This is a genomic window from Modicisalibacter luteus DSM 23508, assembly GCF_000378505.1.
Taxonomy (GTDB): domain Bacteria; phylum Pseudomonadota; class Gammaproteobacteria; order Pseudomonadales; family Halomonadaceae; genus Modicisalibacter; species Modicisalibacter luteus.
Genome location: NZ_KB899994.1, coordinates 63721 through 75595, shown reverse-complemented (window position 1 = coordinate 75595; position 11875 = coordinate 63721). Strand labels below are relative to the sequence as shown.

Below are 11875 nucleotides of genomic sequence, written 5' to 3'. Positions count from 1 at the left end.
AGACACCGAACATGACGAAGAAACGGGGGAACGTGTGAATAGGCGCAGGATGCTGTCACTTTGCTTGCTTGGCTCAATGGCCCCCATCCAGGCACAGTCACAGGACGATACACCAAGCACGCTACCCACGCTGGAGGTCAGCGCCCCCCGCCTGGAACGCGAACTTTACGCCACGCCCCGTGCCATCTCGGTCGTCGAGGAGGAGAATATACAGCGCGGCCAGCAGCGCGTACGCCTTGATGAATCGCTCGTCCTGGTACCGGGGATGTATCTGCAGAACCGTAACAACTTCGCCCAGGGTGAGCGTATCGCCATTCGCGGCTTTGGTGCTCGCACCCCTTGGGGAGTGCGCGGCATCACGCTGATGGTCGATGGGATTCCCTATACTCTGCCGGATGGCCAGGCCCAGACTGACGCCATCGATCTGGATAGCGCCCAGCGTATTGAAGTCATTCGTGGCCCGGCGGCGGTCCAATATGGCAACGCATCCGGCGGTGTGATCAGCGTGACCACGGCGGATGGGCGTGACGATCCGGGCAGCGGCGTCCGCTTTGGCGTGGGGAGCGACGGCTATCGCAAGTTGTCGGCGCAAAACGGCGGCGTGAACGGCCCTTGGTCACACCATTTGAGCTTTTCCGCACTCGATACCGAGGGTTATCGCGATCACAGCTCGGCGGAGAAATACCTTTTCAACGGCAAGCTGCGCCGCGAGTTGGGCCACGACCGTGCCATCACCGCTATCGTCAATCTGCTCGACAGTCCCTATGCCGAAGACCCGGGCGGCATGACGCGGGAACTGGTCCAAGAGGACCGTCGCGGCACGGTAGATAGCGAAGGCTACTATGACTACTCACCCGAACGAATCGACTCCGGGCAGGAAGTCGATCAACAAGTGTTCGGTCTGCAGTACGAGGATCTCTCGGCCGGACCTGGCCAGTTTTATCTCAAGGGCTTCTATTTACATCGCGATTATCAGCAGCAGCTGGCTTTTGCGGGCGGCAGCCGATCGATAACGGATGTTCAGAACTACGTCGCCTATGATCGCGATTATTATGGTGGCAGCGCCGAGTATCATCAGGCGCTGGATCTGGGTGGCCTGCCACTGCGATACATGACGGGTATCGACGTGGCGCGGCAGGTCGACGATCGCCATAGCGACGATGTATTGATCGACGGCGGGCACGTACGCCGCTCCCAGGACGAAACGCAAAAGGCCACATCCATCGGCGCGTTCGTACAGGCTGATCTGGATCTGACCGAGCGCTGGACGCTCTCGCTGGGCACCCGCTACGACCGGGTGAAGTTCGACATCGACGACCAGCTTTTGAGCGACGGCGAGGACGGCAGTGGCGAGCGCACTTTCGACCAATGGAGTGGCAGCGCGGGCCTGAGCTACCACTACTTGCCCGCCCATCAGCTCTATCTGTCCACGGGCACCTCCTACGAGACCCCGACATTTTCCGAGTTTGCCAACCCGAATGGCGGCGGCTTCAATCCAGGCATCGAGCCGCAGAAGGCGTGGAATCGTGAAATCGGTCTACGCGGTCATTTCGCCAATGGCCTGAATTACGACGTAGCCGTGTTTTCGACCTACGTTCGCGATTCCTTGATCGCTTACGAGAACGACGCCGGGAAAAGCTATTATCGCAATGCCGGCAAGAGCCGGCAGGAAGGGATCGAAACCTCGCTGGGCTGGCAGCTCACACCCGCTTGGCGCATCGATAGTGCACTGACACTGGCTCGCTACGAATTCGAAGATTACACCACCGGTAACAATGACTACGACGGCAATCGTATTCCCGGCCTGCCGGAGCAGACCTGGGTCAACTGGCTGACCTGGGAAGGACTCGATCAGCGTTTTGCCACACTGGAAACCCAGTATATCGGCGATATGTATGCCGACGACGCCAATGAGGTCGAGGTCGACGACTATTGGCTGGTCAACCTGCGCGCCGGTGAGGGCTGGCGGCTGGGCGCCGACACGCTGCTCAAGGGCTATCTAGGCGTGCGCAACCTCTTCGATCGCGAGCACTACGCCAACCTGTTGATCAATGCGAGCAGCGAGCGCTATTTCGACACGGCACCGGGGCGGACCTTCTATGCTGGGGTAGAGTTCGGCTTTTGAAGCTGCCAACGACGACGGGCCGCCTCTTGGCGGCCCGCTCGATGCATCACAGAGAGGTTTAAAAGAACAGTCGGCGCAACGCCGCGCCCGGGTCTGCCTCACGCATGAAGGCCTCGCCTACCAAGAACCCGTTAACGTTGTACTCGCGCATGTGCTCGACATCGCCACGCGTATTGATTCCTGACTCGGTGATCACCGTGACATCATGAGGAATGCGGGACAGCAACTGGAACGTCGTATCCAGGCTGGTTTCGAAACTGCGCAGGTCGCGATTGTTGATCCCTACCAGCGCCAAATCCAGCGCCAGGGCGCGTTCGAGTTCGAGAGCATCGTGAACCTCGACCAGTACGTCCATGCCCAGCTCACCGGCTTGCTGATGTAGATCCTTCAGCTGGACATCATCCAGAGCGGCCACAATCAGCAGGATACAGTCGGCCCCGATGGCACGCGCCTCGCTGACCTGATAGCCGTGGATGATAAAGTCCTTGCGAATCACGGGCAGGTCGCAGGCTTGGCGGGCTGCAATCAGGTCTTCTTCATGTCCTTGGAAGAAGTCGGCATCGGTGAGTACCGACAGGCAGCTGGCCCCGGCATCAGCGTAGGCCCGAGCAATTTCGGCGGGGCGAAAGTCCTCGCGAATCACGCCACGCGATGGAGACGCCTTCTTGACCTCGGCGATTACCGCCGGGTCGCCTTCGGCAATGGTCCGATTGAGTGAAGCGATGAATCCACGGGGCGCGCCCTGTTCTCGGGCGCGTTCCAGCAAGGCCAGCTCGGAGACACTGGCTTTTCGCTCGGCGACCTCCTTCTCCTTGCGGGCGAGGATACGGGCCAGGATGGTGGGTAGATTGTCGGATGGGCTCATAGGATGATCCTGGTTTGCAGCAGCTTATGCCTGGTCGGTAAAAACGCGACTGAAGTCGGTCAGTTCTTTCATTTTTTCCAGCGCCAGGCCGGACGCCATGGCATCCTGGGCAAGCGCTACGCCCTCTTTGATAGTGTCCGCAACATCAGCCGCATAGAGTGCCGCACCGGCATTCAAGGCAACGATATCGGCTGCCGCCCCTTCACCTTTCAAGGCTTCCTTGACCAAACGCAGGCTATCCTCGGCAGTCACGACCTTGAGCGACTCGAGTGACTGGCGCTCAACCCCTAACTGCTCCGGCGTGATAACGTATTCCGTGATCTGCCCGTCACGCAATTCGGCAATACGGGTCGGCGCTGCCAGCGAGATTTCATCAAGACCATCCTCGGCATGCGCTACCAGCACGTGCCGGCTTCCCAAGCGCTGCAGAGTCTCTGCCATCAATGCGACCAACTCCGGCTTGTACACGCCAAGCAGCTGATGCTGGGCTCCTGCGGGATTGGTCAACGGCCCAAGGATGTTGAAGACCGTACGCACTCCCATTTCACGGCGGGGCCCTATCGCATAGCGCATCGCCTTGTGGTGCATGGGGGCAAACATGAAGCCGACACCTACCTGGTCGATACAGCGAGCCACTTGCGCGGGAGTCAGGTCGAGCTTGATGCCGGCGACATCGAACAGGTCGGCGCTTCCTGAAGATGACGACACGCTACGATTGCCATGCTTGGCGACATGCGCATCACAGGCAGCAACCACGAAACTCGACGCTGTGGAGACATTGAATAGGTTGGCGCCATCGCCCCCCGTACCGACAATATCCACCACGTTGTCGAGAGAGGCGAGTTCGACCGGAATCATGAGTTCGCGCATCACTTGCGCAGCCGCCGCTACCTCGTCGACGGTTTCGCCTTTCATCGACAGGCCGATCAGAAAGCCGCCGATCTGAGCATCTGTCGCCTCACCGGTCATGATGTAACGCATCACGGCATGGGTCTCGGCGTAACTCAGATGGCGGCCGTGCATTACGGCGTCGATCGCCTCACGCATCTGCATGTCGGGTCTCCTTCGGTAGCGTCGTGCCGGCCAGGCCCCTCAGGACCGGCCGCGCTCGAGAAAATTGGCCAGCAACTGATGCCCCTGGCGCGTCAGAATGGATTCGGGGTGGAACTGCACGCCTTCCACGTCAAGCTCGCGATGGCGTAATCCCATGATCAATCCGGGCGTGACATCATCATCCCCCACCCAGGCCGTGACCTCTAGCTCATCGGGCAGACTGTCGGCGTCGACGACCAGCGAGTGATAGCGCGTCACCTCGAGAGGATCATCGAGCCCCGCAAATACCCCTTCGCCATGGTGATGGACCCGTGACGTCTTGCCATGCATGACCTGGGGCGCCCGTATCACCTTGCCTCCGAAGACCTGACCGATCGCCTGGTGACCGAGACAGACCCCGAGAATCGGCAGCTTGCCAGCGAAATGTCGGATGACCTCCAGTGAAATTCCGGCCTCGTTAGGCGTGCAGGGACCCGGCGAGATCACGATATGACTCGGCGCTATACGCTCAATGTCCGCCAGCGTCAGGCTGTCATTGCGGTGCGTTTCGACGTCGGCGCCCAACTCGGCCAGATATTGCACGACATTGAAGGTAAAGCTGTCGTAGTTGTCGATCATCAACACAGACATGGCGCTACGCTCTTGATTGGATTCACCGTTCATGTGGTTCCCCCTCTGGTTACCCGGCTTCGTGCCCAGGTCGGTCAAGCTACCGCCAGCCGTACAGGGAGCCCAGACACAAAAATGCCGCCCTGACGGCGGCATTATGTTCAAGACATGGGTGTGCCGCCCCGCTTAGGAGCGCCACCACTGGCTTGAACGGATAGAATCTGGTGTATTCATACCCATTATAGTGTGGTTATAGCCATTGGCTGTCAAGGCAAGGAGCCTTCGCCTCCTTCTAGTCCCCAAGATTGTCCAGCCCCCGCTCGGCCATGGCCACGGCACGGAACAGGGCCCGCCCCTTGTTGAGGGTTTCCTGCCACTCGAGCTCAGGTACCGAATCGGCGACGATACCGGCGCCAGCCTGCACGTGCAGCTCGCCATCCTTGATCACCGCAGTACGGATGGCAATGGCGGTATCCATGTTACCGTGCCAGGAAAGGTAGCCGACGGCGCCGGAATAGATGCCACGCTTGACCGGCTCAACTTCATCGATGATCTCCATCGCGCGAATCTTGGGGGCGCCCGAGAGCGTGCCGGCCGGGAACGTTGCTCGCAGCACGTCCATTGCCGACAGCCCGGGCTTGAGGTGACCCGTGACATTGGAAACGATATGCATGACATGGGAATAGCGTTCCACTGCCATGTTATCGGTCACTTGAACGCTGCCGGTTTCGCTGATACGCCCGACATCGTTACGCCCCAAGTCGATGAGCATGACGTGTTCGGCCACCTCCTTGGGATCCGCCAGCAGATCGGCCTCTAGCGCCTTGTCCTCCTCCTCGTTGCGACCGCGCTTACGAGTCCCTGCGATCGGACGCACCGTCACTTCACCGTTCTCCAACCGGGTAAGTATCTCCGGCGACGAGCCGACGACATGGTGATCGCCGAGATTGAAGAAAAACATATATGGGGAGGGATTCAAGCTGCGCAGTGCTCGATAGAGATCCAGCGGCGGCGCCTGGAACGGGATCGACATACGCTGCGACGGGACACATTGCATGACGTCCCCGGATAGTACGTATTCCTTGATCTTTTTTACGGCGGCCTTGAAGCCCTCCTCGGTGAACCCCGAGGTAAAATGGCCTTCTTCCACCGCGGCACGTCCCGTCCCGGGGCTCGCTGAGTCGGCCACGGCACTGCGTAGTTGGTTTTCCAGCGACGCCAGACGGTGACAGGCGTGAGCATAGGCTTCCGGCTGGGCCGGATCAGCATGCGTCCACAGGGTCAACCTACCCGACAGATTGTCGAAGACCACCAGTTCGTCACAGACCATCAGCAGGATATCGGGGACACCGATGGGATCGGGCTTGGCGTCAACATGCGCTCCACGCAGACGTGGTTCGATATAGCGAATGGTGTCGTAACCGAAGTAACCGACCAGGCCGCCATCGAAACGCGGCTGATCGTCGAGACTCGGGACCTTGAATCGCGCCTGGAACTGCTCGATCCAGGCCAGAGGATCCTCAACCTCACTGACCCCGCTCTGTTCTCCATTGACGACATGGCGTACCTGGTAGCCACGCACCTCGATACGTTCACGGCACGGTAAACCGATGATGGAATAGCGGCCCCACTTCTCTCCGCCCTGCACGGACTCCAACAGAAAGGTCCAGGGCGCATCGGCCAGCTTGAGATAGGTGGAAAGCGGAGTATCGAGATCGGCCAGCACATCACGCGTGACCGGAATGCGGTTATAGCCAGCCTGCGCCAATTCGGCGAAGCGTTCGGGAGTCATCATACCCGTCGATTCCTTGAGATGAGTCGGTAAAGCGGTAGAAAGGCCATCCGGAGGATGGCGGCTAACGTGGCAACTGCCGGGGCGTCACCATCGCCAGCGCTTGACCTCGCGCATCAGCGTGGCATTGCCTTGGGAGGAATGGCGGGCATTCAGCGTCATGCGGAAATCCGACGTGTTCGTTATTGCTGAATCTTATTGATTTAGCGGCTTTTATCACCGCCCTTTTGCACCCTAAACGAGTTCAGCGAGCGATTCAACCAAGAAATCCGGTCGGCTGGCAGCAACCGGCTCACCATGATTGTAGCCGTAAGGTACGGCCAAGGTTCGAAATCCCGCACGTCGTCCCGCCTCGATGTCATGGCGCGAGTCCCCCACCATCAGACAAGCCTGTGGCGGTATCGAAAACCGCTCGGCCACATGCAGTAGCGGTGCGGGGTCGGGCTTCTTCTGCGGCAACGAGTCGCCGCCGATCGCATAATCGAAATAGCCGTCCAGCCCCAGGGCTTCCAGTATCGGGGTAATGAAGGCGTAAGGCTTGTTAGTGATGACCGCCAGTTTCAGTCCGCGATCATGCAGGGCCGCCAAGGCCTCACGGACGCCAGGGAAAACACGAGTGCGCTCGCTCGGGGCCCGACCGTAATGGTAAAGAAAGGCGTCATGCGCCTGCGCCAGGGTCTGGTCATCTGGCTCATGCCCCGAGGCATCCCGCAGGGACCGCTCGACCAGCACGCGCGAGCCGTTGCCAACCCAGCCTGCGACCTTCTCTTCTCCCGCGGCAGGATAGCCTCGCTCGGTGAGCATGACATCGACTGCCATTGCCAAGTCGGGTACGGAATCGATAAGGGTGCCGTCGAGGTCGAACGTCACCAAGCGTATGCCTGCCAGACTCGGAGTCATGCCAATTCCTCTTCTCGTGCACAGCGGCCTCTGGCTGAGCCAAGGCCTGTGCGCATCGTGCATGTAATATTACGAAAAAACATACCCCATCCCGGCGAAGCAGCATAGGAATCTACATACAAGAGGATTATGCTAAGTCCCAGCCGTCGCCGACTCCAGGCGCCAGACCGCCTGACCCTGGCAACTCATTTTACGACTTATTCTTTCAACCTTTCGTAAGGAGCCCACATGGCTACCCCACGTATCGTGGTGGTCGGTGGAGGCGCGGGCGGGCTCGAGCTGGTGACCCGGCTCGGGCATAAACTCGGTAAGCGCAAGCAGGCCGAAATCGTGCTCGTCGACCGCAATCCCACGCACATCTGGAAACCGTTACTTCACGAAGTCGCTACCGGCGTTCTCGACTCCGGCCTCGACGAGGTTTCCTATCAGGGTCACTCCAAGGCACACGGCTACCAGTTTCAGCGCGGTACACTCAGCGATCTAGATCGCGAAGCGCGGACCATCACGCTGGCACCCATCCTCGACGACGATGATTCCGTTATTCTTCCGGCCCGTAATGTCAGCTACGACTATCTGGTCTTGGCGCTAGGCAGCGTTTCCAACGATTTCGGCACCCCTGGGGTCGCCAGTCATTGCCACTTTCTGGATAGCCCGCAGCAGGCCGAGGCCTTTCGGCACGATATGCTCAATACATTCCTGCGTTACAGCGATCCGGAGCGCCGAGTACACCCCAAGCTGACAGTAGGCCTCGTCGGCGCCGGCGCCACCGGCGTGGAATTGGCCGCGGAGCTCTTCGATGCCTCGAAGATGCTGCACAGTTACGGGTTCACCGCACTGGATAGCGGCAAGCTCGATGTTCACCTGATCGAGGCGGCGCCACGTATCCTGCCTGCCCTGCCGGAACGTTTCGGGCGTACGGTGCATCGCGAACTCGAAAAGCTCGGCGTGAATATCCACGTCGACACTCGCGTGACCAGCGCTGACGAGGGAGGCTTCATTACTGCCGACGGCAAGCGCATCGAAACCGACCTCAGCGTTTGGGCCGCCGGCATTCGCGCGCCGACCTTTCTCTCCGAACTGGGGCTTGCGACCGAGCGCAACCATCAAATCAAGGTCAAGCCTAGCCTACAAAGCCTGGACGACGAGCGCATCTTCGCCTTCGGCGACTGCGCCTCCTGCCCTCAGCCCGACGACAAGCGTGTCCCGCCTCGCGCCCAAGCAGCCCACCAGCAGGCGACCCTGATGGCGAACAACCTTACCGCTGCCATGCAAGGGCGTCCGCTCAAGGACTTCGTGTTCCGTGATCGAGGTTCATTGATCTCTCTGGCACATTTCGATGCCGTGGGCAGCCTGATGCGCGGCGCCTCGGCACGCAGCCTATTCATTGAAGGTCGGCTGGCCAAGATGTTCTACGCGTCACTCTATCGCATGCATCAGATGGCCATACACGGCCCGTTCAAGACCGGAATGACTGTAGTGGTTGACGGCCTCAACCGTTTCCTGCGTCCCAGGATGAAGCTGCACTGAAATACAAAGGTGGCTACGCCCCGCTCCTGGCATTGGCGTAGCCATCTTTCATCAGGGAGTTTCTGGCATCGTGGCAGTTACCTGTATGGACTCGTACCAGGCTGCCAGATTGGAGATATCCTCGTCGCTGAGCCCCTTCGACACGACCGACATGATTTCATGTTCACGCTTTCCACTACGAAACGCCTTCAGCTGCGTCTCGATGTAGATTCGGCTTTCACCAGCCAGATTCGGGGCGATCGGTATCTGAGCTATTCCATCCAGGCCATGGCATGTCTGGCATTGACGAGCCAGGGTACGACCGGTGGCAGGGTCCGCTGCATAGACACTACGCTCCAATCCAACCCCACCGACAAGCACGGTCAGGACCGCGACAAAAAGCTTCATGTGTCGTCCTCATGAAAGCGAACCGGCAGGTGAGCTCCTGCCGGCAGTCTACGACTACTGGGCGCTCGGCGCATTCGCGTTGTAGGAAATCCGATAGATAGCCCCCGCCAAGTCGTCGGAGACCAGCAGTGAGCCATCACGAAGCTGGGCGACATCCACCGGGCGGCCCAGATACTCACCGTTTTCGTCGAGCCATCCTTCGGCAAAGGGCACCGTTGCTCCGGTCACATTGCCCTCAGCATCGACAGGCGTGAACATGACGCGGGCACCGATCGGCTCAGTGCGGTTCCAGGACCCATGCTGGGCGGAAAAGATACCGCCCCGATAGGACTCGGGAAACATCTTGCCGGTATAGAAAATCATGCCTAGGTCGGCGGCGTGCGCATCGGTCTCAACGACCGGATGGACGACCTCCACCGGCACCTCCTGATCCTTGTACTCGTTGGTACGTACTTCTCCCCCTCCGAACCAGGGGTGACCGAAATGCTGTCCTGCCTGAACCTGCCGGTTTATTTCTCCCGGCGGGATATCGTCGCCCATCCCGTCGACCTGGTTGTCGGTGAACCAGAGCTCCCCTGTACCGGGGTGAAAGTCCTGCCCCACCGAATTACGCACTCCTAGGGAATATACCTCTCGTTCACTGCCGTCCTGGTTGAGTCGAATGATGCCGCCAATGCCCTGTTCGTCGAACGCGCTCAAGTGCTCCGCCGGGGCGACGTTGTAAGGCTGCCCCAACGAGACATAGAGCTTACCATCCGGGCCGACATCACAGACGCGCGCGGTATGGTTGTAACTTACGAACGGCTCGGAAATGAGTTCACCGCCTGCGACGACAGGGGTCGCGACGACATCGGGGCTCTCATAGAAGAATTCGGCCGCTGGGTAGGCGAGTATGCGATTCTGTTCGGCGATGAAAAGTACGCCCTCAGGTGAAAAACAGGGGCCGTTGGGGATCGACTTGGCCAGTGAGGGAGCGAAATTCTTCACTTCGTCCGCAACACGATCCTTGTCACGGTCGGTCACGGCCCAGACCTCAGTCTTGCGCGTACCGACAAACGTGACGATCCCCTGCGGTCCTATGGCCATGTGGCGGGCATCAGGCACTAGCGCGTAAAGATCGATAGTGAAGCCATCGGGCAGCTTGATTTGCTTCAATGTCTGCCTGATCGCATCGGCACTGGAACTCTGCTGATCGATGACGGTGAACTCTGTGGTTCCCGTCGTCTGGAAGTTACCCAGCTTTTTCAGGGTGTCGTCGGTTTGGGCGAAAGCGGTAGAAAAGAAGGGCGTGCTAGCCAACAGGCAAGTGGCGAAGGTCTTGTTCTTCATTATTTTGTTCTCTCCTGTTATGCAATGTTTCCGAACATTGACATAAAGGAGTTAAGTCAGGCCGCTTATACCCGTCAAGCTGACTAAAGGAGGGGGTAAGCGTTTGGCTCAGCGATCCCGGCAAGCGGGCCTGGTCGTTAACCAGGCCCGCTTGCCGGCAGCAGAAAGGCGCTTGAGAGACGCCTCGAGCTTGAGCGCCTCGCTGCGGCTTCCCACCCTCTCGTAATGAACCAGAGTCAATGGGCCCTTGCCACGCAGTGCCCGTGCGCCGCGCCGGCTCCCGCAGTGCTCGCCGAAGCGGCGCTCGACATCGGTTGTTATCCCCGTGTAGAGCGCACCCGCCGCAGTCTCGATCATGTAGAGAAACCAGCAGGTATCGGCGGCTCCTGTCAGCGCGTCAGGCCTTTGCGAGTTCATCGCGAAATGCCCGGATTACGCTGTCATAACGGTGCGGGTCCTCCTCACGACGTGCCTTGAACACGGCAGAACCGGCCACGAAGGTGTCAGCTCCCGCCCGGGCGATCTCGGCAATGTTGTCGATCTTGACCCCGCCATCGATCTCGAGCCGAATGTCGTAACCGCTCTCATCGATACGTCGGCGGGCATGGCGCAGCTTCTCCAGCGTGCCGGGAATGAACGATTGCCCGCCGAACCCGGGGTTTACGCTCATCAGCAGGATCATGTCGACCTTGTCCATCACGTAGTCAAGGTACGTCAGTGGCGTAGCGGGGTTGAAGACCAGCCCGGCCTTGGCGCCGCCGTCACGGATCAGTTGCAGCGAACGATCGACATGCTCGGATGCCTCGGGGTGGAAGGTGATGTAGCTCGCCCCGGCGTCGAGGAAATCTCCAATCAGCCGATCGACCGGCTTGACCATCAAGTGCACGTCGATGGGGGCGGTCACGCCATGCTTGCGCAGTGCCTCGCAGACCATCGGGCCAATAGTCAGGTTGGGTACGTAATGATTGTCCATCACATCGAAGTGCACGATATCGGCGCCGGAGGCCAACACGTCATCCACTTCCTGTCCCAGACGCGCAAAATCGGCGGAGAGAATGGAAGGCGCAATCTTGAAATCGGGGTTCAGGTCAGGCATGGCTCTTTCATCAGCGAAGCTATGGAAGGCGGCCATTCTACCAGCACCCTTCGGGGATTGTCGGTTCGCAAGATTTGCATGCGCTGCGTTACGTGACGATAGTGAAAACGTCTGGTTTTGTTAAAGCCTTGAACGAATGTACTCAAGACAGAGCCAGCCCACATAACCAAGAACCATAATCAGGGAGTCGAT

11 protein-coding genes are annotated in these 11875 nt (G+C 59.4%); 2 read left to right on the top strand and 9 right to left on the bottom strand.

Annotated elements, in window-relative coordinates:
- The first annotated feature begins 49 nt into the window (after nt 1-49).
- A complete protein-coding gene (locus tag F568_RS0110130; RefSeq protein ID WP_026300466.1) occupies nt 50-2125 on the top strand; it encodes a TonB-dependent receptor family protein in 2076 nt (691 codons plus the stop codon).
- Between the two features lie 58 nt (nt 2126-2183).
- Here F568_RS0110130 and trpC read toward each other — a convergent pair whose 3' ends face one another.
- The 5 genes from trpC to F568_RS0110105 all read right to left on the bottom strand — a co-directional run bounded on the left by trpC (nt 2184) and on the right by F568_RS0110105 (nt 7344).
- Nucleotides 2184-2990, bottom strand: a complete 807-nt coding sequence (trpC, locus tag F568_RS0110125) for an indole-3-glycerol phosphate synthase TrpC (RefSeq protein WP_019018610.1) — start codon at nt 2988-2990, stop codon at nt 2184-2186.
- 24 nt (nt 2991-3014) lie between these two features.
- The gene (gene trpD, locus F568_RS0110120) at nt 3015-4043 is read right to left on the bottom strand and encodes an anthranilate phosphoribosyltransferase (RefSeq protein ID WP_019018609.1); all 1029 of its coding nucleotides are present in this window, start codon (nt 4041-4043) and stop codon (nt 3015-3017) included.
- Between the two features lie 39 nt (nt 4044-4082).
- Entirely contained in the window at nt 4083-4673 is a 591-nt protein-coding gene (locus F568_RS0110115; RefSeq protein ID WP_026300465.1) for an anthranilate synthase component II, read from the bottom strand.
- A 271-nt stretch (nt 4674-4944) separates the two neighbouring features.
- Complete coding sequence (gene trpE / locus F568_RS0110110; RefSeq protein WP_026300464.1) at nt 4945-6444, bottom strand: anthranilate synthase component I; 1500 nt, start codon at nt 6442-6444, stop codon at nt 4945-4947.
- Between the two features lie 234 nt (nt 6445-6678).
- The gene (locus tag F568_RS0110105; protein WP_019018606.1) at nt 6679-7344 is read right to left on the bottom strand and encodes a phosphoglycolate phosphatase; all 666 of its coding nucleotides are present in this window, start codon (nt 7342-7344) and stop codon (nt 6679-6681) included.
- A 228-nt stretch (nt 7345-7572) separates the two neighbouring features.
- On the opposite strand from F568_RS0110105, the gene F568_RS0110100 reads away from it, so the two are divergent.
- Nucleotides 7573-8871, top strand: a complete 1299-nt coding sequence (locus F568_RS0110100) for an NAD(P)/FAD-dependent oxidoreductase (protein ID WP_019018605.1) — start codon at nt 7573-7575, stop codon at nt 8869-8871.
- Between the two features lie 51 nt (nt 8872-8922).
- Here the strand turns inward: F568_RS0110100 and F568_RS0110095 are convergent, their stop codons facing one another.
- From F568_RS0110095 to rpe, 4 genes are all read right to left on the bottom strand, one after another.
- Complete coding sequence (locus F568_RS0110095) at nt 8923-9258, bottom strand: c-type cytochrome (protein ID WP_019018604.1); 336 nt, start codon at nt 9256-9258, stop codon at nt 8923-8925.
- Between the two features lie 54 nt (nt 9259-9312).
- Complete coding sequence (locus F568_RS0110090) at nt 9313-10587, bottom strand: PQQ-dependent sugar dehydrogenase (RefSeq protein ID WP_019018603.1); 1275 nt, start codon at nt 10585-10587, stop codon at nt 9313-9315.
- A 108-nt stretch (nt 10588-10695) separates the two neighbouring features.
- Complete coding sequence (locus F568_RS0110085) at nt 10696-11004, bottom strand: GIY-YIG nuclease family protein (protein ID WP_026300463.1); 309 nt, start codon at nt 11002-11004, stop codon at nt 10696-10698.
- The gene (gene rpe, locus F568_RS0110080) at nt 10985-11683 is read right to left on the bottom strand and encodes a ribulose-phosphate 3-epimerase (protein ID WP_026300462.1); all 699 of its coding nucleotides are present in this window, start codon (nt 11681-11683) and stop codon (nt 10985-10987) included. Before rpe ends, F568_RS0110085 begins: the two co-directional genes overlap by 20 nt.
- Between the last annotated feature and the right edge of the window lie 192 nt (nt 11684-11875).